A 25,358-nucleotide genomic window follows, 5' to 3' on the forward strand; every position below is an offset into this window, starting at 1 on the left:
CGGGTATGCGATCCTGGACGGGTGATCGAGACTGCCGAGGACTACCGAGAAGCCGTCCTTTCCCAGCAATGGTGGGAAAAACGCAGTTTCGTCGGCTGTGATTTCACCGAAGCCGACCTGCGCGGGCTGCGCACCCAAGGCTGCACCTTCGACCAGTGCGACTTCACCAAGACGGACTTCGACGGCTCGCGCCACGAGGCATCGGCGTTCCGCTCGTGCACCTTCGACCGCACCGTACTTGCCGGCACGCGGTGGAGCTCCTGCTCGATGCTCGGATCGTCCTTTGTGGACTGCCGATTCCAGAAGATCGCCTTCACCGAATGCGATCTTTCGCTCGTCTCGCTCAGCAAGGCCCGTTTGTCCAAAGTGGACCTTGGTGGCCTGCGACTGCGTGAGGCGAACCTGCTGGACGCGGACCTGACCGGTGCCGATCTGCGTGGCGCGGATCTCACCGGTGCCCGGCTGGCGGGCGCGAAACTCGAGGGCGCGGACCTGCGCGGCGCGCGGCTCGACGCCAACGGGCTGGTGCAGGCGAACCTCTCCGGTGTCCACGTGGACACCGAGACCGCGATCGCCTACGCCGCCGCGCACGGCCTCGTCATCCACTGACCCCGCGTGCAATGAAAGGTCCTTTCCTCGCAAAATTTGCGAGGAAAGGACCTTTCATAGCGCTTGAGGGAGCTAGTCGATCGGCGGTTCGCCCGGGTCCAGCTCGATGAGGTCGCCCTCGGCGAGCAACTCCTCGATGGACGCGGGCAGCAGGTACGCCGACCCGCCACCCGGCTGGTTGAACCACGGGATCGCGACACCGGCGAGGGCTTCGAGCGGACGCTGCACGCGGTACACGTGGTACGGCCGGTTCACCCATTCCGGCACGAGCGAGCGCTCCTCGAACGGCGTCCCGGCCGCGTAGGTCAGGTTGCCGTTCGGGCCGCCGAAACGGTCCAGTTCGCTACCGGCGGGCAGCTCACGCAGCTCCTTGCCGCGGAACAGCGTCAGCGGCGGCTCGCCGTTGAGCGGCGAGATCGGCCAGTTCTGCTTGGCGTCGGGAGCCCCGGCGTTCGCCGCGACCGGCGGACGGGCCGGTTCCTCGCGCCGCATCGGCGGCGGAGGCGGCGGCGTCACCGGCGGCTCACGCCGCGGCGGCGCGGGCGGCGGGCTCGCCAGCACCGGGTTCGGCCGCGACGGGGGCGCGGGCGGGACCGGAGCGGGGGCGGGCTCGTCGTCCAAATCGTCCCCGAGCAGCTCCTCGGCCGTCGTGAACGCGGTCTGTTCCTGCGCCGGGATCGACTCCCGGGGCGGCACCGGATGCGAACCGGTCGCGATCTCGGGGGACAGCGTCGCCAGCACGGGAGGCGCCGGAGCGGGCTCCTCGACAGGCGGCTCTTCGGCGGCGGGCGGCTCCTCGGGAGGCGGGGCGCCGTTCGGGTTCAGCAGGACCTTGCCGAGCATGAACGCGGCCGCGTCCTCGGCGTCGCCGAACACCGCCGGATTGGTCAGCTTCCCGTCGTACCAGCCGACCCGCCAGCCGCCACCGTCGACCTGCTCGACGCTCCAGCCGTGCTCGGCGGGGGCGCCGATGCGGTAGACGTCTTCGGGCACGTCGAGGTCGTCGAACCTCGCCTGCAGCTCGTTCAGCACCGGCACGGGGTGCTCGGCTCGGCGCGGCTGCGCTTCCTCGCGTCGCGGCTCGGGCTCCGGCTGCGGCACGGGGGTGGTAGCAAAGGTCCCCCGCTCCTGCGGTGGGGCGTCGACCTGCGTGACCTCGGAATCCGACGGCGGCGGCGCCACGTTCGGCTCCGCGTCGTGCGTCAGGAGAGGCAGCTCAGGACCGGCGTCGGCCTGCTCGACCGGGGTGTAGCCGGTGGTCGTCTCCTCCTCCGGAGGCGCGTACGGCTGCTCTTCCTCCTGCCGGGCGTACGCGTCCTGCTCCTCCTCGTGAGGAGGCTGCTCGTAGGCGTCGGCCTGCGGAGCCCGCGCGTACGTGGTCGCCTCCGGGTCGGAGATCCGCGGTTCCGGCTCGGGCTCGGTGTCCTGCCGGGCCTCGTCCGCGTACGTGTCCTGTTCGGACGCGTACGGGTCTTCGTAGCCCTCTTCGTACTGCTGCTCGGCGGCGGCCTCGTGGAAGTCCTGTGCCTGGTAGTCCTGGGTGTCGTAGTCGTCCTCGTACCGCTGGGCCTGCTCGGCCTGGTCAGGGACGGCCGACTCGGCGGAGGGGACGGCCGCCGCCGCGGCGACCGGTGCCGCGGTCGCGGCGGCCGCCACGGCCGGATCCGGGCCCTGCTGGTGCGGCGGCGGGACGGGCGGCTGAGCGGGGGGCTGGTTCGGCCCCGGGCCACCGGGACCGGGCTGACCCGGAGCGCCGGGGCCGGCCTGCTGTGACGGCGCCGGGCCGTTCTGCGGCGGGCCCTGCGGAGGCGGGCCCGCGGGCACGCCGTTGGGTCCACCCGGGCCACCGGGGCCGGGGCGCTGCTGCGGGGGCTGATTCCCCCGGGTGAGGTACCCCGCCGCGGCCTGCAGCGTCGGGGCGTCGACCTCGGGCAGCGTGAAGTCGTTCTGCCGGACGTGGTCGATCAGGTCGAGCTCCGGCGAGACGCCGTACTCGCGCAGGTAGAAGTTGACGGCGGCGGGCCAGATCCACTGGCCGTCGCTGTGGAAGGCGACCGGGACGGTGGCCTCGGGAGTCTGCGCGAGCCTGTCGATGTCGTAGCCGCGCTCGGTGACCACCAGCGGCGCGTGGTCGAGGTATTCGAGCAGCCTGTCCTGCTCCTCGATCTCCAGGTCGGGCCGGTTGATCACCGGACGCCCGGCCGGGCCGATGGTGTCGAAGATGCGGGCGATGCGGAAATGCGGTCCGGGCTGCTCGGGGCCGAGGCCGGACATGCGCCGGATCAGCCATTCGGGCACGTTCTCCTCGGAGCGGGGGAACATGCGCAGTTCGTCGGAGAGCGCCTGCGGAGGCGGCGCGAGGCGCCACTGCGGCTCGTCGCGGTTGTATTCGAGGTTGTAGCTGGACGGGTGGTCGAGCTGGTAACGGGCGTTGAACCAGGTGCCGCGGCCGTCGCGGTACATCCCGGCACGGAGCCTGCCGAACAGCGTCGCGATGTCGTGCGTCGCGACCCACTCGTGCGAGGTGCCGTCCTCGGTGATGATCTCGCCGGTCATCTCGTGGTACCTGCCGACGGCTCGGTACTCGGCGGTCACCTTCCGCCAATCACGCGGAGCGGCCCGCAGCAGGGCGAGGCCGATCTGTTTGACCAGGGTGTCCTGCTCGGTCGCGTTCAACTGAGTCGTCGGTTGTGCCACGGTCACATTTTGACCGTATCCGCGCTCCTGTGCACCCCGCATGTGGGTTTTGCCGCTATTGACTCCCTCGGAAGTCGCCCTGACCTGCTGCCCGATCACTCACCCGGGATACTGACGGGGTGAACCGATTTGCCGGCGAGACCCCGAAGGACGAGGACTGATGGCGGTGGCCGGACAGCGGCGTGACCGTGGGGCACTGCTCCATCACCTGCCGTTTCTGCTGGTGATGCTGGTGGTGGCGGTCGCCGCCCTGCGGATCGGCCAGTACCACTGGCGGCAGGGGGCCGCGCTGATCGGCGGCGCGTTGCTGCTCGCCGGCCTGCTCCGGGCGGTGCTGCCCGAAGCGAAGGCCGGGTTGCTGGCGATCAGGGGCAAGCCGGTCGACGTCCTGACCTACGGCGCGCTGTCGGTGTTGATCCTCTTCATCGCGTTCACGATCACCGGCGGGCCCCTGTCCTAAGAGGTCAGGACGCCATCGCGGGGGCCAGGCGTGCTTCGCGGCGGTCCATGCCGCCGGACACGACGGCCAGCGAGAGCCCCAGGACGGCCAGCGACGCACCGACCCAGTTCGGCGCGACCAGGCCGAAGCCGCCCGCGATCACCAGTCCGCCCAGGTAGGCGCCGATCGAGTTCGCGATGTTGAACGCCGACTGCACGGCCGCGGAGACCAGCGACGGCGTCCCGCCCGCCTTCTCCATGATCCGGGCCTGCATCATCGGGCCGATCATGAACCCGGCGAGGCCGACGAAGAAGATCGTCACCGCCGCGCCGACCTTGCCGTTCGCGGTGAAGGTGAAGATCGCCAGCACCGTGGCCAGGCCGAACAGCGAGACGTAGAGGCTCGGCATCAGCGCTTTGTCGGCGAGCCTGCCGCCGAGGATGTTGCCGATCGTCATGCCGACCCCGGCCAGCGAGAGCAGCAGGGTGACGTTCGACGGCGAGTAGCCGGTGACGTCGGTCAGCATCGGCGCGATGTAGGAGAGGCAGGCGAACACGCCGCCGAGGCCGAAGGTGACGATCGCGAGGGCGAGCCACACCTGCGGACGGCGGAAGGCGCCGAGTTCGCCGCGCAGCGACGGCTCGGCCGGTTTGCCCTGGTGGGGGACCAGTTTCGCGATCGCGGCCATGGCGATCAGGCCGATCACGGCGACGACGCCGAAGGTCGCGCGCCAGCCGACCTTCTGGCCGAGGAGCGTCCCCAGCGGCACGCCGACGACGTTGGCGAGGGTCAGGCCCAGGAACATCATCGAGACGGCCTTCGCGCGTTCGCCCGGCTTGGCCAGGCTGGACGCGACCACCGCGCCGGCGCCGAAGAACGCGCCGTGCGGCAGACCGGCGAGGAAGCGGAACGCGACGCCGAACTCCTGGTTCGGCGAAAGCGCGAAGAGGGTGTTGCCGAGCGTGAACAGTCCCATCATCGCCAGCAGCATCGTCTTGCGTGGCAGCCGGACGGCGGCGGCGGTGAGCAGCGGTGCGCCGACCACGACGCCCAGGGCGTAGCCGGAGATGAGGTAACCGGCGGACGGGATCGACACGCCGAAGTCGGCGGCGGCTTCGGGCAGCACGCCCATCATGACGAATTCGGTGGTCCCGATGCCGAAGGCACCGATGGCGAGCGCGAGCAGCGCGACGGGCACGGCTCTCCTTCCGGGGGTCATACGTGAGTAAACGATTACTCGCCCAGCGTCGCGGGTGGGGAGCTGAATCGATTTAGGTCTCGGACACAAAAGAAGACAGCGCGTGCGGCCCCAGCGTCGACGAGCTGTCCTGCGTCCAGTTCAACGGATCGAGGGGGCGTTTGTCATCCCGGTTTCGGGTGAGGCTGACCACCCTCAGCGGCGGGCGGCGAGCACGCCCTGGAGCAGTCCCGGGAAGAGCTCGTCGAGATCGTTGCGGCGCAACGAGTTGTAGCGGGCGGTGCCCTGCTGGCGGCCCATGATGATGCCCGCTTCGCGCAGGGTGCGCAGGTGATGGGTGAGTGTGGACTTGGTCACGGCGACGTCGAAACCGCTGCACGAGATCTCGGATCCGGCGTCGGCCAGCTGGCGGACCATGTCGAGCCGGACCGGGTCCGCGAGCGCGGCGAGGACCGCCTCGATCCGGATCTCGTCCCGATCGGGATAGACGTACTGCTGCGTCGCGGCCATCCGTCCATAGTACGACGCCCCTCGAACTTCTCGCGTATCCGTAGTACGGTCACCATCGAACTACGACAACCATCGAACAACGACCCCGTGTCGCCTTTCGCGGGCTAACCGCGATCCGGCGCCGACCTGCGTTTAGCGGGCTAAACGCGATCTGTGGGGTCTGGAGCTGGGGAGTCATGACTTTCGCACCACCCAGGACCGCGGTGCTGGCGCTCGGCACCTTCGCGGTCGGGACCAGCGGCTACGTCGTCGCCGGGCTGCTGCCGGCGCTGACCGGCGAGCTCGCCGTCTCCGAGACGGCCGCCGCCCAGCTGGTCACCGCCTTCGCCATCGCGTACGCGGTCGGCTCGCCCCTGTTCGCCGCGGTCACCGGCCGTTGGGAACGCCGCACGCTCCTGGTCGCCGCGCTCGTCGTCACCGCCATCGGCAACGCACTCGCCGCCCTCGCGCCCGGCTACGTGACCCTGCTGCTAGCGCGGGTCGTCACCGCGATCGGCGCCGCGGTCTTCACCCCGGCCGCGAGCGCCGTCGCCGCCGAGCTCACCTCGCCGGAACGCCGGGGCCGCGCGGTCGCGCTCGTCTTCGGCGGGCTCACCGTCGCGACGATCCTGGGCGTCCCGCTCGGCAGTGTCCTTTCGCAGAGCGTCGGCTACCAGGCCGTCTTCGCGCTCGTCGCGGCCTTCTCGCTCCTCGGCGCCTTCGCCGTCCGGCTGGTCTTGCCCGCCGTCCCGGCGCCGCCCCCGGTCCGGCTGGCCGAACGGTTCACCGTCGCCAAGGATCCGCGTGTGCTCGCCATGCTCGGCGCGACCGTGCTCGGCTGCCTCGCCGCGTTCTCCGTCTACACCTTCATCTCGCCGGTCCTGTCGGCCACCGCGGGTATCCACGGCACGACGGTCAGCCTGCTGCTGTTCGTCTACGGCGCGGGCGGCGCGCTCGGCAACGTCCTCGGCGGCCGCGCCACCGACCGCTGGGGCGCCAGGGGACCGCTGCTGATCGTGTTCGGCGGGATCACCGTGGTGCTCGCGATGCTGCCGCTGGTGGCGACCACCGTCGCGGGCGCGGCCGTCGTCCTCTTCCTCTGGGGGCTGGCCACCTGGTCGGTCAACCCGCCGATCCAGCACCGGCTGATCGAGCTGTCCAAGCAGAACGCCGGGCTCGTGCTCTCGCTCAACGCGTCCGCGATCTACCTCGGCGTCGGCCTCTCCGGCCTGGTCGGGGGAGCGGTGCTCAGCGGCGGCGGGCCGCTCCTGCTGCCTGAGATCGCGGCGGTGCTGACCGCGCTCGGCGCGGCCGTGGTCGTGGCGGGCTGGCGGAGCCGCGTGAAGCAGCCCGCCATGGCCGAGTGACGACTACTCGGCGCGCGTCTGGACTTCGCAGTCGGGGCCGGGGAAGACCAGCCCTTCGTGTCCGTCCGCGAACCGGACGAGATACGGCGGGGCACCGTGTTCGCCGCGTACCTCGAGGATCTCGCCGCGTTGTTCGGCCGAGCCCACCGTGCGTCCGTGCACGTGGATCTCGTCTCCGACGGTCGCCTGCATGAGAACCACCTCCGACGTTTCAAGGTTAGGAGCGTCGGACTGATCCCGCTACAGTGTCGGCATGATCCTCGAAATCCTTGGAGGCGCGACGCCTCACGTCCGGTGAGCCCGTCGATCCGGGTCCGCACGCCTTCGGAGCTGCGTGCGGCCAGAAGAAGGAAATCCCATTCCTGCTGGGGGCATCTCGTCGCGGCACCGCTGTGGCCGCTGCACGGCGCGAACCTCGGCACCCTGCTGCGGACCTGCGACGCCGTGGGTGCTTGCCTTGCCGTACCGAGGTTTCCCTGGGTGCCGGAGGCGCTGCGCCGCGGGAACACGTTGCGGCGTCCGGCTTGTGTGCACTGGGTGCACGATCCACCCGGCTGGCTGACGCGGGAGAAGGCGGCGGGCACGGCGATCGTCGGCGTCGAACTCGCCGACGAGGCCGTGCGCCTCGCCGATCTCCCGCCCGCGCGGGGGCGGACGATCGCCGTACTCGGCCATGAGCAGCAGGGGATTCCGCCGGAAGCGCTCGACCTTCTCGACACCGTCGTCGAAATCCCGATGGTGGGCACCGGCGCGAGCCTCAACGTCGCCGTCGCGGGCAGTCTGGTGCTGTACAAATTGGCGGGCTTGCTGTGACCGTCGCCGATAGGCTGCCCGGATGACCGACGTACTCGACAAGGTGGCCGGGAAGAGCGGCGAATTGGTGCTCCGCAGGGCGGGCGATGATTTCGAGGTCATCGCCAACGGCGTCTTCCTGATGGACACCCGTAACGGTGAATCCGAACGGTTGCTCGTCTCGGTGGCCGCGGATCTGGTGCCGGGCAAGGCGCGGATGCTGATCGGCGGCCTCGGGGTCGGCTATTCGCTGCGCGCCGCGCTGGACCACCCCGGTGTCGGCGAGGTCGTGGTCGTCGAGCGCGAGCCCGCCGTGATCGGCTGGAACCGCGTGGGCCCGCTCAAGGACGTCCACGACGACGCCCTGTCCGACGAACGGGTCACCGTGGTCGAGGCCGATCTGGTGAAATGGTTGCGCCGTACGGAAGAGCGGTTCGACGCGCTGTGTCTCGACATCGACAACGGTCCTGAGTGGACGGTCACCGACGGCAACGCGAAGCTGTATTCCGACGCCGGTCTCGACATGCTCACCGCGCGGTTGCGGCCGGGCGGCGTGCTCGCGGTGTGGAGTGCCGAGTCGGTGCCGTCGTTCGCGAAACGGCTGCGGGCGCGGTTCGGCGAGGTTCGGGAGCTGAAGATCCCGGTGCCGCAAGGAGAACCGGACGTGCTGTGGTTCGCGCGGGTGTAGCCGACGCCGCGCGCGTCAACGCCCGCTGGTGCGATGTGGTCTGCCGGACGGGCACCTTCACCACCCGCGTCTGGAAGTCGCCGATCCGGACGCCGCCGCTGTATCCCGACGCGGTGACTCTGGCTCCCGACGCGACGGCCGCGGAGGTACTGGACGGGATCGACACCTCACCGGGCTGCGCGGTGAAGGACAGCTTCGCCTGCCTGGATCTCGCGCGCGAAGGTTTCGAGGTGCTCTTCGAGGCGACGTGGATCGCGCGGATGGCCGACGTGCCGCTCGAACCGGGCTGGGCCCGGGTCGACGACCGGTTCGACGATCCGTCCGTCGCCGTGTGGTCGAACGGCGTCGCCGGTGTGACGGCCAATCGTGACGGCAGCTTCGCCGGACTGTCCAATTTGTACACTCAAGGCGATCTGGACGAGGCCTGGCGCGGCGCGACCTCGGCCGTCGCGGCGAGCTTCCCCGGCTTGCCGATCACCGGCTACGAACGCGGCGAAGATCTCGACGCCGCTCTCCGCGACGGCTACACGGCGCTGGGGCCGCTGCGGGTCTGGCTGAAATGATCCCCGCATGGAGATCACCACCTGGCACCTCGAACAGACCTCACCGGACGACCTGAGCGCGGCGAAGCCGCCTGCCGTCCCGGTGACGGTCACCCGCGCCGAGCTGGTCAGCCCGGAGCTGAATCGCTACCTCTACACCGCCGTCGGCGGCGACTGGTTCTGGATCGACCGGCTCGGCTGGTCGTGGGATCAGTGGATCGAGTGGCTGGACAGGCCGGGCGTCGAGACCTGGGTGGCGTACGCGCAGGGGACGCCGTGCGGGTACTTCGAGCTCGACGGCACTGTCGAGGGCGAAGTGGAACTCGCGTACTTCGGCCTGATGTCGTCCTTCGTCGGCAAGGGCCTCGGAGGGCATCTGCTGACCGTCGCGCTGTGGGAGGCGTGGACGCTCGCGGAGCGCTGGCCGGGCAAAGCGCCGGCGCGCCGCGTCACGGTCCACACGTGCACCACCGACGGCCCGGCCGCGCTCAAGAACTACCAGGCGCGCGGCTTCCGGCTGTTCCGCACCGAGGTCGAGCAGGCCGAACTGCCCGCCGAGACGCCGGGACCGTGGCCGGGAGCCGCGAAGAAGTAGCTACCGGCCGGCCTCCTGCTCCGTCCTCGGCCCCTCCCAGCCGTGCCGGGCGGCGATCTCCGCCGCCCGTTCGAACTCCGCGGGCCCCCACTTCGGGACCGGCATGCCCGGCACGGCCGGATCACCCGCCTCCTGGAAGAACTTTTCGAACCCGGCGGGGGTGTAGACGAAGATCGTGTGCGCGACGTGGGCGCTGATGTTCTTGAAGCAGTGCGGGACGCCGCGGGGGACGAGCACGAAATCCCCCGCCTTGCCGAGGAACTGCTCGTCGCCGACGGTGAAACTCAGCTGGCCGGACAGGACGTAGAACGCCTCGTCCTCCTGCGTGTGGACGTGCAGCGGCGGACCGCTTCCCGGCAGGATCGAGGACTCCAGGACGGACATGGCGCCGTTGGTGCTCTCGGCGCTCGCCTTCACGGTGTAGACGTTGCCGTCGAACCAGGTGGTCGGCCCGTGGCCGGCGGGAACGAGCGCGGATGGTTCGGTCATGCTGCTCCTTAGCGGTTGGCCCATGGCCGGTCGGACTGGTACGGGCGCGCGGCGGTCTCCTGTTCGAACGGCGCGCCCGCGGGGATGTCGATCAATTCCATCTGCATCCCCCACGGCGTCAGGAAGTACACCCACCGGTCTCCCGCGATCGGCCCGTCGGTGATCGTTTCCGGGTCGCCGAGGACACGGACACCCGGTTGGGTCCGCAGATAGGCCGCGGCGGCGTCGACGTCCGTGACGTGGATCGCCAGGTGGTGACCGCCCCAGTCGCTGTTGCGGGGAAGCTCGCGGCGCTGATCCGGCGCGGTGTACTCGAAGAGCTCCAGGTTGGTCACCGGCCCCATCCGGAGCATGGCGACCCTGGCGACGGCTGAGGCGTCCACGGCGAGTTTGCGGGTCATCCAGTCGCCTTCCCGGTCCTGCACCGGGCCCTCGGTGTAGATCAGCTCCGCGCCGACGACCTCGACGAAGAACTCGACCGCCTGCTCCAGATCCGGGACGGTGTAGGCGACATGGTGCACCGCCGTGGCCCCGGGGATGCCCCGCCGGGTCATGCCACGCCGCCGGGCACTTCGATCATCAGCCAGTTCAGGTGTTCCGTGCCCTGATTCGCGAAACGGTGCACCGCACCGGCTCTGGTGGCGATCAGGTCGCCGGGACGCAAGTCGTGCGAGACCTCGTCGACCCGCAGCGCACCTTCGCCCGACAGCACGAAACAGAACTTGTCGGTCCCGGTCCGCGTGTCCTCCACCCGGAGGCCGCCGGGTGGCAGCGAAGCCCAATGGATCGCCTGCCAGGTGCTGCTCAGCCCGCCCCGGTCGATCAGGCGGTTCCCGTCGGCGTCGGACCGGCCGCCGACGTCGGTGACGATCACCTCGTCCGCCCCCGTCTCGTGCAGCGTACGAAGGTTCTCCGCCGCATGGGCGAGTTCGGCGGCGGTGAGATCGTTGAGGAAACAGGCCGCACCGATCCCGACCGGGATCGGCATCCGTTGCAGCCCGTCCCGGTGCCGGACCGTCTCCCGTAGCGCGTGTTCCAGCAGTTCGGCCTCCATCAACGGATGCCAGACGGGCAGGCGCAGCCGACGCATGAGCCGGAAGATCCGCTCGCGGTCCACTGTGGACACCAGGCCGCGGGCCTCGGCGAGCACCGTGGTCAGCGCCATGTCGATGGTCACGGCCTCGCCGTGCAGCAACGCGGGAAGCGCCCGCATCTCCAGTGTGGGACTGAACGAGTGACCGTAGTCGACCACCCGCTCCAGCTGCTTCTCCCACAGGTTCGGCTGCAGCTCCTCCAGCATGCCGCCCACCGCCCGGCTGAACACCTCGCCGGCGACGAGGTCGCCGGTCTGCGTCTGGCCGGTGAGCCGTTCGGCGAGGAGCAACTCGGCGTGGTCCTCCAGGAGCTGGAACAACCTCGCGTCCTTGATCAGCGCGATCTTGAGGATCTCGGCGAGGCCGTTGCTGATGTGCCGACCGTCCACTGTGGCCAGAAAATCGCGGTCCAGCAACGCCACCGTCGGCGCGAAGTACGAGCCGAGACGGTTCTTGTGGTCGCCGTGGTTCACGCCGGTCTTGATGCCGACGCCGGCGTCGACCAGCCCGATCAGTGAAGTGGGGACCCGGACGTACGGGGTCCCGCGCCGGTACAGGCTGCCGACCAGGCCGACGATGTCGAGCACGACGCCGCCACCGATGGCGATGATCGGCTCGTTCCGGCGGGAGATACCGAACGAGTCGAGGTCGTTCACCACGGTGAACACCGACTCCATCGTCTTGGTCTCCTCCGAGACGGGCAGGACGCAGAGGCTGTATTCGACGTTGTGGTGTTCCAGGTATTTGCGCACGTTGTCGCCGTAGATGGCGTAGACCTCGGCGTCGACCACGACGAACCGCCGAAGCCGTTCGGCGCGGACGAGGGTGCCCGCGTCGAGCAACGCCGGGTTGGACGGGTCGAGTACGCCGGTGGTCAGCCGGACTTCGTAGTCGACGGGGAGCTGGGCCTCGACCCGCCAGTGGTGGGCGGGCGAACCCGTCTCCACCGGTTTCGATTCGACCGGTTGCATGTTCACGTCCTCGCGACCACTTCGTTGACGGCTGATTTGACTGCGGTGGCGACGGCCTCGATCTCGTCGGCCGTCGAGAGCGGGGTGATGCCGAATCCGGCGCCGAGATAGCCGTCGACCACGCCGACGGACAGCGTGATCGACCGGCCGAGGATGTCGTCGGTACGCGGCAGCATGTGCGGCTCGTACCGGACCTCGGTGGGATGGGCCTGGCAGCCGAAAGGATGTTCCGACGCGGTGGGCATGCGACGGCTGATCAGCTGGGGCATGTTCCCGTAGTAGTGACGGCCGGAATCGATGAGCGTGGAGGTGCCGAGCTTGGCGGCCACCGCCCGCGCCGTCTCGACGGTTTCGAACCGCAGGACGAAGAAGGAATGGCATTCGCCGTCCGGATCGTTGAGCCGCCTCCGCTCGACGCCGGGCAGCTCACCGATCGCCTCGGCGAGCGCGGTCTTCTGCTTGCGCAGGGTTTCCAGGATGAGATCGATCTTGCGCAGCTGGCCGAGCGCGACGGCGCCGCTCAGCTCGTGCATCCGCAGGTTCAGCCCGAACAGCGAGTCGGCGTCGGCGATGCCGTGGCGCATCGGTTTGAACCCGTGGTCGTGGAAGGCGAAAGCACGTTCGTAGGCGGCGTCGTCCGCGATCGTGAGAAGCCCGCCGTCACCGCTGGTGATGATCTTGAAGAGGTTGAGGGAAAAGGCGCCGGCGTCGCCGACGGTGCCGAGTGCGCGGCCCCGGTACCGTCCGCCGGTGGCCTGGGCGGCGTCCTCGATCAGGAACAGGCCGTGGTCGTCCGCGATCCGGCGCAGCTCGTCCAGCGCGGCGGGCGCTCCCAGCATGTGCACCGCGAGAATGGCCTTGGTCGCGGGGGTGATCCGGCGCGCCACGTCTTCGGGGTCGAGGGTCAGCGATTCGTCGATCTCGGCGAGCACCGGGACCGCGCCGCGGTGGACGATGGCGGCGATGGACGCGATGAACGTGTAGCCGGGGACGATCACCTCGTCGCCGGGGCCGACGCCCAGGGCCGCGAGCGCGGTGAGCAGCGCGGAGGTGCAGCTGTTCACCGCCAAGCAGTGGGCGGCGCCGGTCCGCTGCTCGAATTCGCGTTCGAGCGTGAACACCATGGACGGTTCGGCGTCCTCGTCGAACCGGTACCTGTTCAGCTGCCAGGTGTCCAGCGCGCGAGTGACCAACGCCTTCTCTTCGTCACCGAGGAACAAGTAGCCCGGGCCGCTCATCTGCGCGCCTTTCCGCCGAGGATGGATGTTCAGTGCCGAGAATTCCGCGCGCCGCCCGCAACGCCATCGCGACGCTGGTCAGGGTCGGGTTGCTCGCGTTGGGGGTCGGGATGAGGCCGTTTCCGCCGAGATAGAGGTTTTCGACGCCCCAGACCCGCGAACCGGGGTCGACCACGCTGGTGTCCGCGTCGGTGCCCATCCGGGTGGTTCCCGCGATGTGCAACGGAAGCGTGGGAACGATGAACCGTGGTTCCGACCCCGGCAGGTACGACCCGAGCGCGGCCGCGGCCCGCCGGAGGTCCGCCATCATCCGATGCTGCCGTTCGCGATCCCGTTCGCCGAGCGAGAATTCGAAGCCCGGTCGCGGCAGGCCGAAGACATCCTGTTCGGTGTCGGAGAACCGCACCCGGTTCTCCGGGCGCGGGTCGACGAGCCCGAACCAGCGCAGGTCGACCACCAGCCGCTTGTCGATTTCCCGGTTCGGCACCAGATCGGCGTAGGGCAGGTCGCGATGGATCTGGCAGTGCCACGGACGGTCCGCCGACACCGGGATCCAGACGTTCGGATCGGCGTCGTCCACCGGGATGGGCAGGGGATCGGCGGGACGGCTCGCCCGGTGGGCGGCGACCCGGTCGGTGAAGCGCTCATCGGCCGCCACGCGAGCGACCAGGTCGTCGCCGAGCACGACCTGGCAGAAGGCGACCGGCTGTTCGGTGAGGTAGCGGCCGAGCGCCGGCGGGCGGATACCGGAGGCGTACAACAACTGTGGGGTGAGCACGGCGCCACCGGCGAGGACGTACGTTTCCGCCACGACCCGCAGCGTCCGCCAGTCGCGGTGGTCCTCGATCTCGGCGTACTCGATCCGCCCACCGTCCGCCGACGGTACGAGACGGCGGCACAGATGCTGTTCGCGCAGCACGAAATCGTCCCGCCCGCCGTCCGCGAGCGGGCCGAGAACGGTGTCCGTCCCGGTCCAGCGCACGAGCCGCGGGTTGTCGGCACGGCGCCGCGCCGCCATCGGCAGATGCCGGACCCCGTACGCCTCGGGCAGCTCGCGGTACTCCGACGCGAGCGCGTTCAGGACGATCCGATGCGAGACGGCGTCCGCGGTCAGGTCGGTTCCGGTGCGAAGCAGTGCCTCGGCGTCGTCGTAGAGCCGGTTCCACTCGGCGGCGGTGAAGGCGTCGGACAGTTCGACCGCCGGGTGGTGCCGTGGGGTCACCCCGGTCCAATGGGTGGCCATCCCGCCGACCGCATACGTGGCGACGCCCGCGTCCAGGCTGATCAACCGGCCGGGGTCGGCAGGCTCGGCGGCCGGAACCGACAGCGGGTGCAGATGCCCGCTGACCAGACCGCCGAAGCGCTCGTGGCTGTGCTGATAGGCGAAGTGGTTCTTCAGGTGCTCGCCAGGACGGCTGGAGAGCTGCGGACCGGCGTCCACCATCATGACGCTGCGTCCGCCTTCGACGAGCGTGCGCGCGAAGGTCGCGCCCACCGGCCCGGAACCGACGACGAGAACGTCGACCTCGATTCGCTGGTGACTCATGGGACTCTCCTTTCCCTGGTCAGTCGGACGGGGTCCGGGTCGGCAACCGCAGGCTCACCGAAGCGGGCATCAACGCCAGGAACAGCATTTCCAGCGGGGAGTCGCCGACGTTCCGCCAATGACCGGCCGACGCGTGCGCGCAGAAGACCAGTTCGCCTTCGCGGGCGCGCAGCGGGTCTTGGCCGTCCTCGACGAACTCGGCCTCGCCGCGAAGCACGAACCAGGCTTCTTCGATGTCACTCCGGCCACGTCCGTCGAGGACCGCGCCGGGTGCGAGGCGGACGAAATCGAAGGATTCGCATTCACTGAACAACATCCCGCGGCGCCCGAGGCACCGCCACACCGCTTCCCCGGCGTCGCCGTCGAGGGTCCGGGTGAGTCCGTCGCCGGAGTCGGAGACGATCATTCCGCACCTCCCGCGTCAGCCGGGACGACCAGGCTGACCACGAAGAACTCCAGTCCGTCCGGCCCACCCTCGACGGTGACGGAACCGCGGAACGGCACCCCGACCGATACCCCGTAGCGCAACGGGACGGTGGTGGACCCGGATTTCGCGGATCCGGTGCCGCCGAGCGTGAAAAGCACGTGCTCCTGCTCGTCGGCCACCAAGGTCTCGGCCTGCCCTGGAGCGAGTTCGATCAGCCGGGCCCGGCGAAGCGGCCCGGACAGATAGTCCAGCGCGTCGACATCGCGGACCTCGCGGAGCTTGATCACCTCGGCGCGGTCGCCGCTGGTGTCCTGTGCGGGTACCTCCGGCACCATTCCCGGGCCGGAAACCTCGATGACCAGCCAGATCAGGTCTTCGTCACCGACATTGCGGATACCGTGCCGGGTGCCGAGGCAGGTGGTGAGCAGATCGCCGGCGGTGACCGGATGGTCGACGCCGTCGATCGTCATCACACCGCTGCCGGAGACCACGTAGTCGAATTGCTCGGTCCGGCTGTGCAGGTGCACGCCGCTGGCCCCGCCCGCGGGCAGGAAGGAACACTCCACCGCTTCCCATGCCCCGAACAGATTGTTCCGCCTGGCAAGGCATTTCCACCGGGCGACCTTCTCGCCGCCGTGCATTTCGTAGACCTCGGACAGCTCGTCCAGCGTCGTGACGGTCAGCCGGTCAGCCATGGTCGGCTCCGGTCAACGGCGCGGGCGCCACCGGGATCCGGGCGGGGAGCCGGTCGGTCACCGCGGTGGGCAGCACCGCGAAGGAAAGCAGTTCGAGGTGACCGGTGGACGGGTTGTGCAGCGACCCGCGCGTTCCGCCCGACCAGAGCACCAGGTCGCCAGGGTGCAGCGGGATGGAATCCTCGGTACCCGGCCTGAATTCCCCTTCACCGCTGAGCACGAACCAGACCGCGTCGACCCCTTCCCGGCCGCGTCCGTCCCGCGTCCCGCCCGGCGTCAGGCGGAGATAGTCGAAGGCCTCGCATTCGCTGTGCAACATCCCGCGCCGGGCTAGACAGCGCCAGGCGCCGCCGTCCTGGCTCCGGCTCAGTCCCTCGGCGTTGGTGACGATCACCGTGCCGCCCCGGCGGTCTGCGGTGTGGTGAGGCTGGCGATGAACAGTTCCAGGCCTTCGTCGCCCGCTTCCACCGTGACACTGCTGCCCAGCGGCAGGGTCAGGGCGACGCCGGCGCGCAGCGGCACCGTCGTCGATCCGGTCACCGCGGTTCCGTTGCCGCGCACGATGAACAGGGTGTGCTCCTGGTCCTCGGCGATCAGCGTCTCCTGCTGGCCGGGCTCGAACTGCGGCAGCCGGATCCGGCCGAGCGGCCCGCTCAAGAAGACACGCGCGTCGATTTCCCGTACTTCACGAAGATTGATCACCACGGCGTTGCTCATCGATTTCCCCCGTTTTCGGTCAGTTTCTGGTGTTCGGAATAAACGGCGGCCATAAGCGGGCCGACCACTTCGACGACCAGCCAGGTCAGCCGGTCTTCGCCCGAGTTGATCAGGCCGTGCCGGGTGCCGATGCCGTTCAGGATCAGGTCACCGCCCCGCACCGGGTGCTCCTGACCGTCGAGGAGCATGGTCCCCGTGCCGGAGATGATGAAATAGAGTTCTTCGGTCCGGGTGTGCACGTGTTCGCCGCTGATCCCGCCGGGCGGCAGCGCGGCCCATTCGACCGCTTCCCACGAGCCGAACAGGTCATGGCGGCGGGCGAACGCCTTCCATTCGGAGGCGCCGTCCGCGCCGTGCACGCCGTGGACCACCGACGCCTGGTCGAGGTCGGCGACCACCATGCCGCGGCTCATTTCCGCAGTCCGTCGAAGTGGGCGAGCCAGCCGTTCAGCGTGGGAGCGGAAGCCAGCTCTTCGAAGACGACCGGCACCTTCGCCCGGCGCCAGCGACCGACCAGCCGCATCATGTCGATCGAAGTCAGGCCCTGCAGGATCAGATTGGCGTCGCCGGGAACGTCCTCGGGCCGGGTGTCCAGCAACGGGGCCAGGAGTTCGCGCAGTTCCTGCTCGCCGGGTGGTTGCGTACTCGACGGGGAATCGGTGTCCATGTCAGCCTTTCCGGTTCGTTACCGACAGACGGGATCGCTCGGCGAGCCGCACCAGCGCCACCTTGTCGACCTTGCCCAAGGGGGTGACCGGGAGTTCGTCGACGAACTCGACCCGGTCGGGAAGCTTGTAGCCGGCCAGCCCGCAGTCGTGCAGGGCCCGCTTGAGGTCGGGCAATGACGGGCGTTCGCCTGCCACCACGAGATAGGCGCAGGTCCGTTCCCCGAGGAGGTCGTCCGGCACGCCGACCACCGCCGCGCGGAGCACTCCCGGATAACCGAGCAGGTGCCCTTCCACCTCGGCCGCGGAGATCTTGTCGCCGCCCCGGATGATCACGTCCTTGATCCGGCCTTCGATGACCAGATCACCGTCGGCGGTCAGCCGGGCGAGATCCCCGCTGCGGTAGAAGCCGTCCTCGGTGAACGCGATCGCGTTGTGCTCGGGCGCGCGGTAGTAGCCCCGCAAGGTGTAGGGGCCGCGGGTGAGCAGTTCGCCGATCTCGCCGTCGGCGACATCGCGGTCGTCCGGGCCGACGATCCGGATTTCGTCCTCTTCGGACAGTGGCCTGCCCTGGGTACCCAGTAACACCTCTGGCGCGTCGCCGAGCCTGGTGAGGGTGAGCAGTCCTTCGGCCATGCCGAAGACCTGCTGGAGCTCGCAGCCGAGGACCGGGGTGATCCGCTCGGCGACCGACCGCTGCAGTTTGGCACCGCCGATCTGGACCACCCGCAGGCTCGACAGGTCCGCCTCGGACCACTCCGCCGCCTCCAGCCACAGCTGGGCGATGCTCGGCACCACCGAGGTCACGGTGACCCGCTCGCGTGAGATCAGGGCGAAACAGTCGTCGGCCGTCGGGTCGTCGGCGAGCACCACCGTGCCGCCGGAGACCAGCGTGCCGAGCACTCCGGGGCAGCCCCAGGTGAAATTGAACTCCAGCGGCAGGACCGCGAGGTAGACGTCCGAAGTGGACATCCCGAGCACCGCGGACGTGGCGCGGATCTGGTAGGCGTAATCGTCGTGGGTGCGCGGGATGACCTTCGGCAAGGCCGTCGTCCCGCCGGAGAGCAGGAAGAACGCCGCGTCCGACGGATCCTGCCCGGGGAGCTCGACCGGTTCCGCGTCCACCGTGGACAGATCGATGACATCGCCGCCCTTGCCGCTGAGGCTGAACAACAGCCGGAGCGAGGGTGCTCCCGAGCGGACCTCCTTGGCCAGCACCCGGTGGTCGAACCCGCGGTGCACCCCGGGCAGCACATACGCCACCGCGCCGGTGATCCGGCACAGATGCCCGATCTCCTGCGAGCGGTGCGCGGTCAGCGCGAACACCGGTTTGGCGCCGAGCCGGAACAGGGCGAAACACACCGCGACGAACTCCGGCACATTGGGCAGCTGGACCACGACCCGGTCGCCGGGGGAGATGCCGTACCTGGCGAAGCCCGCCGCCATCCGATCCGCCCAGCGGTCGAGTTCGGCGTAGGTGATCCGGCGGTCGCCGTGCACCAGCGCGGTGGCGTCGCCGTACTCGGCGGCGGCCGTCCGGAGCAGGGTGCCGAGTGTCTCGCCCCGCCACAGCAGGGCTTCCCGGTAGCGCCGCGCCGGATCGGCGGGCCAGGGGGTGCATCCTTCCAACACGTCAGTTCTCCGTCGCTGGCTGAGGGGCGGTGAGGATTTCGACGACGGCGGCGCCCATGGAGGCGCCCGCTCCCGAGGACACCAGGAGCACGCGGTCACCGGGACCGACCTGTCCGGAGGTCCACAGATGTTCGAGGCCGAGGAACACCTCGGTCACCCCGGCGTGCCCGACTTTCCTGATGTAGTCCCAGATCCCGCGTTCGGCGTCGATCCCCAGCGGATCGAGGAACATCGTTTCCAGCGATTCCCAGCCGAAACCGGGATGCGCGACCCTCGCGATCTCGTCGAAGGTGACCTCTGCTTCCTTGAGCACCGACTCGGTGACGGCGACGATCTTGTCGCCGAAGTAGCCGATGGGCGGGGTGACCCCCTGCGCCCATTGCTCGCGCATGTACTCCCGCCGCTTGGTGAAGTCCAACGGCTCCCCGACGGTCACCCCCGGCGGGAACAGCGGGTCGCCGCCGCGGTCGAGCGCCTCCATCCGGGCGTCGGACACCGAACCGATCGCCAGCAGCCGGGCGAATCCGCCGCCGCGGGACAGGGCCACCGCCGCGGCGGAGTCGGCGAGCACGAACGCCGAGGAGGTGCGCCAGCGGTCCACCAGCGGGATGGAGAAGTTGTCCGCTGCGGTCACGAGCGCGGACGGGTGGCTCGGATTGGCCAGCAACCGGGTCGCGGCGAGTTCGAGCGCGGCCAGCCCGCCGAGGCAGCCCTGTTTGACCTCGATCGCCGGGATCGGCCGGTCCAGGGTGTTGTTCAGGATGTAGTGCGCGGGCGACCAGGCGTCCGGGCCCTGGTGATGGGCGTGGCTGTGGAACAGGACACCGAAATCGTCCGCGGCCCGGCCGGAACGCCGGATCGCCACGTTCGCGGCCTCGACCGCCATGTCCGGCGCGGGCGTCGACCCGGCGACCGTGACCGACAGGATCCCCGACGCCTCGCGGTCCGCCTCGTCGTACCAGCCTCGCGTCACCGCGGATTCGGTGCTCACCCGGTCCGGCAGGACGCTGCCGATCCCGGAAAGGTAGACGTCCTCCGTCCTCACGCGGGCACCTCCGCCTTGATTTCGGCGGCGACCAGGAAACGCGCGACGCTGTCGAGCTTCTCGCAGGTCTCCTCGAACTCCCGGTCCGGCTGCGACCGGCCGACGATGCCCGCACCGGCCCTCAGCCAGGTCCGGCCGTCCTGGCGGTAGACGGTCCGCAGCACCAGCGCGGCGTCCATCGCTCCTGACTCGTCCACGGTCAGCACGGCGCCGCTGTACAGGCCGCGACGTTCGGTCTCATAGCGGCGAATGGCCTCGTAAGCGGCCTCTTTCGACACCCCGGACGCGGTCACCGCGGGAAAGACGGCGGAGAAGGCGTCCCAAGCGTCGTGACCGGCGGAGAGCTTGCCGGTCACCCGGGAGGCGATGTGCTGGACACTGCCTCGTTCTTCCAGCGTCATCAGGTTGCGGACACCCACCGAGTCCGGTTCGCAGACGGTGAGCAGTTCGTCGTTGCCGACCTTCACCGAGATCGCGTGCTCGTAGATCTCCTTCTCGTCCGACAGCAGTTCCCCGCGCAGCCGGTCGTTGGTCGCGGCATCCGCGGTGAGCGCCCTGGTACCGGCCAGCGGCTGGCTGACGACCGTGCCGTCCTCGGTCACGCTGACCACGATCTCCGGGCTGAACCCGGCGGCTTCCAGGCCGCCCAGCCGGATGAGGAAGGACCGGGCCGGGGTGTTCCGGCGGCGGCCGAGCACATAGGTGCCGACCAGGTCGATGTCCTCGTCCACCTGTACGAGCCTGGACAGGATCACCTTCTGCAGCCGTGCGTCGGCGATGTCCTGCACGGCGCCCGCGACCGCGGCGCGGTACTCGTCGCGGCCGGTCTGCCTGACGTCCAGCGGAACGGCGTCGCTCTCACGGCCTTCGGCGGGGCGGCCGAGCAGGTCGACGAGGACGGCGAGGGTGTCGGGGTCGGTGGAGCGCACCCACGCCCGGCCGGAGCCGATGCGCACCTCGCTCTTGGGCACCACGAGATGCAGCAGGGGCCGGTCGTCCACATGCTTCAGGTCGCCGTCCTTGGCGTAGGACAGCTCGAACGTCGCGGCACCGTAAGCCCGCCAGCCCCGGACGGGCACCATCCCGAGCAGTTCCTTGACCTGACGCAACGGCCGATCACTCCAGGGCAGTCGCGCGGTCCGCACGCCGCCGAGCCGGGCCCCGTCCCGGTCGAGCGTCACCTCGGCGAGCACTCCGCCCGCATAGGACCACTGCCCGTCCTTCTCGTAGATGACGAATTCGCCGTGCGGGCCCGCCTCGGCCAGCCTTGCCGACACCTCCAGCGGATCGCCCGCCACCTCGATCGACGTCTCGACGTAGTGCGCCCACTCTGTCCCGCCCATTACAAAGTCCTCGATTCTGCTGATACGACGACAGGAAAGGAATACGGATCCGAATCAGCCCTGGTGCTACCGGCGCCAGGCGGAAACCACTTCGATGGCCTGTTTCGGGTTGAGCCTCGGATCACAGAAACTGGTGTATTTGTCGCCGACATGGCCGATCATCGACTCGTCGGCGACACATTCGGTGACCTCGTCGGGAGTGGTCTCCAAATGCAGCCCGGCGGCCACTCCCCGTCCTTCGGACACCGCACTCCTGAATTCGAGGATCTCCCGTACGACGGTTTCCACGAACCGGGTCTTCAGCCCGTCCGGGCCGCTCACGGTGTTGCCGTGCATGGGATCGGTGAGCCAGCCTGCCCGATGGCCGGCCTCGCGGACCGCGGCGACCAGTGGTGGCAGGCGCTCGGCCGCCTTCCCGGCGCCCATGCGGGAGATGAGGGTGAGCCTGCCGGGGACGCGGAAGGGGTCGAGGCGCTCGCAGAGCGCGACCAGCGCGTCCGGCGTCATATCCGGCCCCACCTTGCAGGCGATCGGGTTGTCGATCGTGGCCAGCAGGGCGGCGTGGGCACCGTCCGGCTGGTTGGTGCGGTTGCCGATCCATGGCCAATGCGTCGAGGTGAGGAGCCATCGGCCTGCCTCGGTCCGGCGCAGCATCGGCAGCTCGTAGTCGAGCAGCAAAGCCTCGTGGCTGGTCCAGACCGACGCCTCCGGCCGTTCGCCGTTGCGCAGGCGCAGGTACTCCATCGCCGCGTTCGCCGCGTCGTAGCACTCGAGCAGGCGCTCCGGATCCGGCCTGCGAAGCACGGGATCCGGCTCCGGGCTGTTGACCAGGTGCCCGCGATAGACGGGCAGGTCGACGCCGCCGACCCGCTCGGCGGGCCGGGACCGCGGCTTGGCGAACTGGCCCGCGATCCGCCCCACTCGCAGTACGGGTTTGCCGGTGGCCATCTTCAACGCCCCGGCCAACATGTCCAGCAAGGCGATCTTGCGGGCCACGTACCCCGGCGTGCATTCCGCCGGATCCTCGGCACAGTCGCCCGTCTGCACGACCAGGAGTCCCCCTGCCGCGACCCTCGACAGGTGAGAACCCAGCTTGTGGACGTCGTCCGCGTACACCAGCGGCGGCCGATCGGCGAGTATCTCTCTCACCATTCGCACATGCTGGTGATCGGGCCATTCCGGCTGTTGCAAAGCCGATTCGGCCGAAATCACCGGTAGATCACTCCGCACCAGAGCCTCCCCCAATGAGCCGAGTTCGCCGGAATTCGATCGCTTGATCGGCGGCGTTCGACCATTACTTAATCGCTGGGCATGAGCGGCGAATTCACTCGCCAGACACCGCTGAATTTTCGCGGCGGATTCGATCACCGAATCTATCAGAACACCGGGCACCTGAGTAGATCCGCGGTTCCCCGCCGTCTCGCCAGCGGGACAAATGCGGCCCGCCCGCTATCGGCGACGAATCCGGCAGTCGCCGGTCGTTTGACGCCCGCCTCAACTGGAACTATGCTGGTTGCAGTTTCGAAGGGGGGACGGGTGGCTCTCAGCAGCAGGAGCGCGGCGGCCATTCACGCGCTGACGATGCTGGCGCGCTGGGACGATTCGCTGACCTCCGCGGAGATCGCGGACAGTCTGGCGAGCAATCCGGTGCTGGTCCGGCGCATTCTCGGCAGCCTCCGCGACGCCGGGCTGGTGCGGTCGACGGAGGGACGTGGCGGCGGTTGGACGCTGGCGCGTCCGCCGGGGGAGATCACGCTCTACGACGCGTACACCGCGGTCGAGCAGGGGCCGATCCTGACCCGCCATGCCCATCCGCCCAGTACGACGTGCGATGTCGGCCGCCATATGCGCGCGCTGCTCGACGCGGAGTTCCGGGAAGCCGAACAAGCCATGGAAGAACGGCTCGGCCGCACGACGATCGCCCATCTCGTCCAGCAGGTGCTGGCCAAGGGGCGCGAGCTCGCCCGCGAAGAAGGTCTTCGCGCCGGCCGCGTCTGAGGTCCAGAGCCCTGGGCTGGCGTCTCGGGTTCTCGGGGGAGGGTGTCTTGGCGTGCATGGGTGGCGATGTCGCGTGATCAGCGGGACGACACGCGTGACGGGATGGACGACACGCGTGTCCAGGGGGACGACTCGCCGTGCAACCCGGTCGCGCCCGTGTCGTCCGTTCAGTCACGCGTGTCGTCTACCCGATCACGCGTGTCGTCCGTTCAGTCATGGGAAACGAGAAGCGCCGCAGGCCGGAACACCTGGGGTGAAGGGACTTTCTTCGCATGCGATGACGCGGTTGTTCAGTCGAGACTGGGCCGATCAGGCCCACCACAGCAGAAGCCGGTCAAGTCCATCCATAAAGGACGGTCAATGAGCGCGAACCCTCTGATTCGTACCTATCGGTGCGGTGTTCCTGCCGCTGCGCGCGAGCTGAAGGCTCCAGCGGAAGTACATGAAGGACCCCTTCCTTGCGCCTAGGTACAGGAAGGGGGCCTTCATGTACAGCGGAGACGACCAGAACGGAAGCCATGTCCTCGAAATCCAACCCGTGGCCCGCGCTCTACGCGGTCATCGTCGGTTTCTTCCTGCTCCTGCTGGACATGAGCATCGTCGCGGTGGCCAACCCGGCGATCATGGCGGATCTGCACGCCGACATCTCCCAGGCGATCTGGGCCACCAGCGCGTACCTGCTGGCCTACGCGGTGCCGCTGCTGATCACCGGACGGCTCGGCGACCGCTTCGGCCCCAAGAACGTCTACCTGCTCGGCTTGGTGGTGTTCACCGGGGCCTCGCTCTGGTGCGGAGCGTCCACCAGTATCGACATGCTGATCGCGGCGCGCGTCGTGCAGGGACTGGGCGCGGCCCTGATGACGCCGCAGACCATGGCCGTCATCACCCGGACCTTCCCACCGGACAAGCGCGGCGCGGCCATGGGGCTCTGGGGTGGCGCGGCCGGGCTGGCGGCGCTGGTCGGCCCGATCGTGGGCGGCGTGCTGGTGGACTGGCAGGGCTGGCAATGGATCTTCTACGTGAACGTGCCCATCGGCATCCTCGCCTTCGTACTGGCGGTCTGGCTGGTGCCCGCGCTGGAGACCCGGGAGCACAAATTCGACATCACCGGGATGGCGCTGTCCGCGATCGGCATGTTCCTGCTGGTGTTCGGTATCCAGGAGGGCAACGCCAGGAACTGGGACCTCGTCATCTGGGCGCTGATCGTCGCCGGGGTCGCCGTGCTGATCCTGTTCGTCGTCAACCAATCCCGCAACACGCGGGAACCGCTGGTCCCGCTGAGCCTGTTCAAGGACCGCAACTTCTCACTGTCCAATGTGGCCGTCACATCGATGGCCTCGGCGGTGAACGGCCTGTTCGTGATCGCCTACTTCTATCTGCAGCAGGTGCGTGACCTGTCACCGACGAAGTCGGCGATGGTCTTCGCGCCGATGGCGATCCTCACCGGCGTGCTCGCGCCCTTCGTCGGCAAGATCGCCGATCGGCTGCCGCCGCGGATGATCCCGACCATCGGTTTCGCCTTGTTCGCCGGGACCTTGTTCGGCTACACCTGGGTCATGACGCCGGGTTCGTCCCTGGCGCTGTTCGTCGTCCTCGGCGCGATCGCCGGTATCGCGAACGCCTTCGTCTGGGCGCCGCTCGCGGCCAACGCGATCCGGAACCTGTCCATGCATCAGGCGGGAGCAGGCTCCGGAGTTTTCCTGACCACCCGCCAAATGGGATTCACGCTCGGCTCGGCCGCCATCAGCGCGCTGCTGTCGACGCGCATCGCGGCACAGGGACTTCCCGCCGGTCCGATCGGCGAAACCGGTGACGGCACCAGTGTGCGCGACCTGCCACCCCAACTGCGCGAAACGGTGCTGCACAAGCTGAGCAGCGCGCTCAGCCAGTCCATGTACCTGCCGGCGTTGGTCCTGCTGATCGGGTTGGTGGCGTCCGCGCTGTTCGTGGGACGGCCCCGCGCCGCGGAAGTCTCGACGGCGCAGGCGGAGAAATCCCCCGCGGGGCGTTGAAGCCCCGCACACCACAGAATGCGGAAAAGCCCCTTTCGCTTCGGCGAAAGGGGCTTTTCGGTCGATCGGC

The 25,358-nt window shown here is 69.3% G+C and carries 28 protein-coding genes; 9 read left to right on the top strand and 19 right to left on the bottom strand.

The features are described from left to right. The first annotated feature begins 21 nt into the window (after positions 1 to 21). On the top strand, positions 22 to 609 hold the full coding sequence (locus AMK34_RS28215) for a pentapeptide repeat-containing protein (protein ID WP_073847378.1): 588 nt from the start codon (positions 22 to 24) through the stop codon (positions 607 to 609). Between the two features lie 72 nt (positions 610 to 681). Here the strand turns inward: AMK34_RS28215 and AMK34_RS28220 are convergent, their stop codons facing one another. After that, a complete protein-coding gene (locus AMK34_RS28220) occupies positions 682 to 3,348 on the bottom strand; it encodes a glycohydrolase toxin TNT-related protein (RefSeq protein ID WP_443111215.1) in 2,667 nt (888 codons plus the stop codon). Between the two features lie 118 nt (positions 3,349 to 3,466). Here AMK34_RS28220 and AMK34_RS28225 point away from each other — a divergent pair, with 118 nt between their 5' ends. Continuing rightward, positions 3,467 to 3,766 (top strand): DUF3017 domain-containing protein, encoded by a 300-nt coding sequence (locus AMK34_RS28225; protein WP_034304513.1) that lies wholly within the window; start codon positions 3,467 to 3,469, stop codon positions 3,764 to 3,766. A 4-nt stretch (positions 3,767 to 3,770) separates the two neighbouring features. Here AMK34_RS28225 and AMK34_RS28230 read toward each other — a convergent pair whose 3' ends face one another. Further along, positions 3,771 to 4,943 carry an MFS transporter gene (locus AMK34_RS28230; RefSeq protein ID WP_038519557.1) on the bottom strand — a complete coding sequence of 391 codons (1,173 nt, stop codon included), beginning with the start codon at positions 4,941 to 4,943 and terminating at the stop codon, positions 3,771 to 3,773. A gap of 195 nt (positions 4,944 to 5,138) precedes the next feature. After that, positions 5,139 to 5,453: an ArsR/SmtB family transcription factor gene (locus AMK34_RS28235; RefSeq protein WP_038519555.1), complete on the bottom strand. Its 315-nt coding sequence runs from the start codon at positions 5,451 to 5,453 to the stop codon at positions 5,139 to 5,141. Positions 5,454 to 5,629: 176 nt separating this feature from the next. Here AMK34_RS28235 and AMK34_RS28240 point away from each other — a divergent pair, with 176 nt between their 5' ends. Beyond that, positions 5,630 to 6,799: an MFS transporter gene (locus AMK34_RS28240; RefSeq protein WP_063271933.1), complete on the top strand. Its 1,170-nt coding sequence runs from the start codon at positions 5,630 to 5,632 to the stop codon at positions 6,797 to 6,799. A 3-nt stretch (positions 6,800 to 6,802) separates the two neighbouring features. Here AMK34_RS28240 and AMK34_RS28245 read toward each other — a convergent pair whose 3' ends face one another. After that, a complete protein-coding gene (locus tag AMK34_RS28245) occupies positions 6,803 to 6,991 on the bottom strand; it encodes a DUF1918 domain-containing protein (RefSeq protein ID WP_037332488.1) in 189 nt (62 codons plus the stop codon). Positions 6,992 to 7,093: 102 nt separating this feature from the next. Here AMK34_RS28245 and AMK34_RS28250 point away from each other — a divergent pair, with 102 nt between their 5' ends. From AMK34_RS28250 to AMK34_RS28265, 4 genes are read left to right on the top strand one after another with little or no spacing between them, the layout of a single operon-like run. Next, on the top strand, positions 7,094 to 7,612 hold the full coding sequence (locus AMK34_RS28250; protein WP_228694728.1) for a TrmH family RNA methyltransferase: 519 nt from the start codon (positions 7,094 to 7,096) through the stop codon (positions 7,610 to 7,612). Between the two features lie 22 nt (positions 7,613 to 7,634). Further along, positions 7,635 to 8,279, top strand: a complete 645-nt coding sequence (locus tag AMK34_RS28255; protein WP_073847380.1) for a spermidine synthase — start codon at positions 7,635 to 7,637, stop codon at positions 8,277 to 8,279. Then, positions 8,261 to 8,842 carry a hypothetical protein gene (locus tag AMK34_RS28260; protein WP_073847381.1) on the top strand — a complete coding sequence of 194 codons (582 nt, stop codon included), beginning with the start codon at positions 8,261 to 8,263 and terminating at the stop codon, positions 8,840 to 8,842. The genes AMK34_RS28255 and AMK34_RS28260 overlap by 19 nt, the downstream gene beginning before the upstream one ends. 7 nt (positions 8,843 to 8,849) lie before the next feature. After that, positions 8,850 to 9,416, top strand: coding sequence for a GNAT family N-acetyltransferase (locus AMK34_RS28265; RefSeq protein ID WP_073847382.1), 567 nt, complete (start codon positions 8,850 to 8,852; stop codon positions 9,414 to 9,416). On the opposite strand, the gene AMK34_RS28270 is transcribed toward AMK34_RS28265, so the two are convergent. The 15 genes from AMK34_RS28270 to AMK34_RS28340 form a co-directional block, all read right to left on the bottom strand. Beyond that, positions 9,417 to 9,905 (bottom strand): quercetin 2,3-dioxygenase, encoded by a 489-nt coding sequence (locus AMK34_RS28270; protein ID WP_038519542.1) that lies wholly within the window; start codon positions 9,903 to 9,905, stop codon positions 9,417 to 9,419. It lies immediately after the preceding gene. An 8-nt stretch (positions 9,906 to 9,913) separates the two neighbouring features. After that, positions 9,914 to 10,459 (bottom strand): VOC family protein, encoded by a 546-nt coding sequence (locus AMK34_RS28275; protein WP_073847383.1) that lies wholly within the window; start codon positions 10,457 to 10,459, stop codon positions 9,914 to 9,916. After that, the gene (locus AMK34_RS28280; RefSeq protein ID WP_241832882.1) at positions 10,456 to 11,970 is read right to left on the bottom strand and encodes an iron-containing alcohol dehydrogenase; all 1,515 of its coding nucleotides are present in this window, start codon (positions 11,968 to 11,970) and stop codon (positions 10,456 to 10,458) included. The genes AMK34_RS28275 and AMK34_RS28280 overlap by 4 nt, the downstream gene beginning before the upstream one ends. 2 nt (positions 11,971 to 11,972) lie before the next feature. Then, complete coding sequence (locus tag AMK34_RS28285; RefSeq protein ID WP_073847385.1) at positions 11,973 to 13,208, bottom strand: DegT/DnrJ/EryC1/StrS family aminotransferase; 1,236 nt, start codon at positions 13,206 to 13,208, stop codon at positions 11,973 to 11,975. Next, positions 13,177 to 14,754 carry a GMC oxidoreductase gene (locus AMK34_RS28290; RefSeq protein WP_073847386.1) on the bottom strand — a complete coding sequence of 526 codons (1,578 nt, stop codon included), beginning with the start codon at positions 14,752 to 14,754 and terminating at the stop codon, positions 13,177 to 13,179. Before AMK34_RS28290 ends, AMK34_RS28285 begins: the two co-directional genes overlap by 32 nt. A gap of 19 nt (positions 14,755 to 14,773) precedes the next feature. Further along, positions 14,774 to 15,160, bottom strand: a complete 387-nt coding sequence (locus tag AMK34_RS28295; protein WP_073847387.1) for a cupin domain-containing protein — start codon at positions 15,158 to 15,160, stop codon at positions 14,774 to 14,776. Continuing rightward, a complete protein-coding gene (locus AMK34_RS28300; protein ID WP_073847388.1) occupies positions 15,157 to 15,876 on the bottom strand; it encodes a cupin domain-containing protein in 720 nt (239 codons plus the stop codon). The genes AMK34_RS28295 and AMK34_RS28300 overlap by 4 nt, the downstream gene beginning before the upstream one ends. Continuing rightward, positions 15,869 to 16,270 (bottom strand): cupin domain-containing protein, encoded by a 402-nt coding sequence (locus AMK34_RS28305; protein ID WP_073847389.1) that lies wholly within the window; start codon positions 16,268 to 16,270, stop codon positions 15,869 to 15,871. Before AMK34_RS28305 ends, AMK34_RS28300 begins: the two co-directional genes overlap by 8 nt. Next, a complete protein-coding gene (locus AMK34_RS43285) occupies positions 16,267 to 16,593 on the bottom strand; it encodes a hypothetical protein (RefSeq protein ID WP_038519521.1) in 327 nt (108 codons plus the stop codon). Before AMK34_RS43285 ends, AMK34_RS28305 begins: the two co-directional genes overlap by 4 nt. Then, positions 16,590 to 17,006 carry a cupin domain-containing protein gene (locus AMK34_RS43290; protein WP_083650021.1) on the bottom strand — a complete coding sequence of 139 codons (417 nt, stop codon included), beginning with the start codon at positions 17,004 to 17,006 and terminating at the stop codon, positions 16,590 to 16,592. Before AMK34_RS43290 ends, AMK34_RS43285 begins: the two co-directional genes overlap by 4 nt. After that, entirely contained in the window at positions 17,003 to 17,260 is a 258-nt protein-coding gene (locus AMK34_RS28320; RefSeq protein WP_007032082.1) for a phosphopantetheine-binding protein, read from the bottom strand. The genes AMK34_RS43290 and AMK34_RS28320 overlap by 4 nt, the downstream gene beginning before the upstream one ends. A 1-nt stretch (position 17,261) precedes the next feature. Continuing rightward, positions 17,262 to 18,890, bottom strand: a complete 1,629-nt coding sequence (locus AMK34_RS28325) for a (2,3-dihydroxybenzoyl)adenylate synthase (RefSeq protein ID WP_073847391.1) — start codon at positions 18,888 to 18,890, stop codon at positions 17,262 to 17,264. Between the two features lies 1 nt (position 18,891). Then, entirely contained in the window at positions 18,892 to 19,935 is a 1,044-nt protein-coding gene (locus AMK34_RS28330) for a ketoacyl-ACP synthase III family protein (RefSeq protein WP_073847392.1), read from the bottom strand. After that, the gene (locus tag AMK34_RS28335; protein WP_073847393.1) at positions 19,932 to 21,278 is read right to left on the bottom strand and encodes a salicylate synthase; all 1,347 of its coding nucleotides are present in this window, start codon (positions 21,276 to 21,278) and stop codon (positions 19,932 to 19,934) included. Before AMK34_RS28335 ends, AMK34_RS28330 begins: the two co-directional genes overlap by 4 nt. A 66-nt stretch (positions 21,279 to 21,344) precedes the next feature. Then, entirely contained in the window at positions 21,345 to 22,508 is a 1,164-nt protein-coding gene (locus tag AMK34_RS28340; RefSeq protein WP_338020566.1) for a 3-deoxy-7-phosphoheptulonate synthase, read from the bottom strand. A gap of 306 nt (positions 22,509 to 22,814) precedes the next feature. On the opposite strand from AMK34_RS28340, the gene AMK34_RS28345 reads away from it, so the two are divergent. Next, positions 22,815 to 23,276 carry an Rrf2 family transcriptional regulator gene (locus AMK34_RS28345; RefSeq protein WP_228694726.1) on the top strand — a complete coding sequence of 154 codons (462 nt, stop codon included), beginning with the start codon at positions 22,815 to 22,817 and terminating at the stop codon, positions 23,274 to 23,276. 518 nt (positions 23,277 to 23,794) lie between these two features. Further along, on the top strand, positions 23,795 to 25,288 hold the full coding sequence (locus AMK34_RS28350) for a DHA2 family efflux MFS transporter permease subunit (RefSeq protein ID WP_073847396.1): 1,494 nt from the start codon (positions 23,795 to 23,797) through the stop codon (positions 25,286 to 25,288). Positions 25,289 to 25,358: the final 70 nt, after the last annotated feature.

It is taken from the genome of Amycolatopsis sp. CB00013 (genome assembly GCF_001905755.1).
In the GTDB taxonomy this organism is placed as follows: Bacteria; Actinomycetota; Actinomycetes; order Mycobacteriales; family Pseudonocardiaceae; genus Amycolatopsis; species Amycolatopsis japonica.

What these genes read in the sequence shown, in the direction of transcription:
- AMK34_RS28300 (WP_073847388.1), bottom strand. Translation starts at nt 15,876, where the DNA reads ATGGCTGACCGGCTGACCGTCACGACGCTGGACGAGCTGTCCGAGGTC.
- AMK34_RS28225 (WP_034304513.1), top strand. Translation starts at nt 3,467, where the DNA reads ATGGCGGTGGCCGGACAGCGGCGTGACCGTGGGGCACTGCTCCATCAC.
- AMK34_RS28350 (WP_073847396.1), top strand. Translation starts at nt 23,795, where the DNA reads ATGTCCTCGAAATCCAACCCGTGGCCCGCGCTCTACGCGGTCATCGTC.
- AMK34_RS43290 (WP_083650021.1), bottom strand. Translation starts at nt 17,006, where the DNA reads ATGAGCCGCGGCATGGTGGTCGCCGACCTCGACCAGGCGTCGGTGGTC.
- AMK34_RS28245 (WP_037332488.1), bottom strand. Translation starts at nt 6,991, where the DNA reads ATGCAGGCGACCGTCGGAGACGAGATCCACGTGCACGGACGCACGGTG.
- AMK34_RS28290 (WP_073847386.1), bottom strand. Translation starts at nt 14,754, where the DNA reads ATGAGTCACCAGCGAATCGAGGTCGACGTTCTCGTCGTCGGTTCCGGG.
- AMK34_RS28320 (WP_007032082.1), bottom strand. Translation starts at nt 17,260, where the DNA reads ATGGACACCGATTCCCCGTCGAGTACGCAACCACCCGGCGAGCAGGAA.
- AMK34_RS28335 (WP_073847393.1), bottom strand. Translation starts at nt 21,278, where the DNA reads ATGGGCGGGACAGAGTGGGCGCACTACGTCGAGACGTCGATCGAGGTG.
- AMK34_RS28285 (WP_073847385.1), bottom strand. Translation starts at nt 13,208, where the DNA reads ATGAGCGGCCCGGGCTACTTGTTCCTCGGTGACGAAGAGAAGGCGTTG.
- AMK34_RS28240 (WP_063271933.1), top strand. Translation starts at nt 5,630, where the DNA reads ATGACTTTCGCACCACCCAGGACCGCGGTGCTGGCGCTCGGCACCTTC.
- AMK34_RS28235 (WP_038519555.1), bottom strand. Translation starts at nt 5,453, where the DNA reads ATGGCCGCGACGCAGCAGTACGTCTATCCCGATCGGGACGAGATCCGG.
- AMK34_RS28295 (WP_073847387.1), bottom strand. Translation starts at nt 15,160, where the DNA reads ATGATCGTCTCCGACTCCGGCGACGGACTCACCCGGACCCTCGACGGC.
- AMK34_RS43285 (WP_038519521.1), bottom strand. Translation starts at nt 16,593, where the DNA reads ATGAGCAACGCCGTGGTGATCAATCTTCGTGAAGTACGGGAAATCGAC.
- AMK34_RS28255 (WP_073847380.1), top strand. Translation starts at nt 7,635, where the DNA reads ATGACCGACGTACTCGACAAGGTGGCCGGGAAGAGCGGCGAATTGGTG.
- AMK34_RS28270 (WP_038519542.1), bottom strand. Translation starts at nt 9,905, where the DNA reads ATGACCGAACCATCCGCGCTCGTTCCCGCCGGCCACGGGCCGACCACC.
- AMK34_RS28265 (WP_073847382.1), top strand. Translation starts at nt 8,850, where the DNA reads ATGGAGATCACCACCTGGCACCTCGAACAGACCTCACCGGACGACCTG.
- AMK34_RS28280 (WP_241832882.1), bottom strand. Translation starts at nt 11,970, where the DNA reads ATGCAACCGGTCGAATCGAAACCGGTGGAGACGGGTTCGCCCGCCCAC.
- AMK34_RS28275 (WP_073847383.1), bottom strand. Translation starts at nt 10,459, where the DNA reads ATGACCCGGCGGGGCATCCCCGGGGCCACGGCGGTGCACCATGTCGCC.
- AMK34_RS28220 (WP_443111215.1), bottom strand. Translation starts at nt 3,348, where the DNA reads ATGCGGGGTGCACAGGAGCGCGGATACGGTCAAAATGTGACCGTGGCA.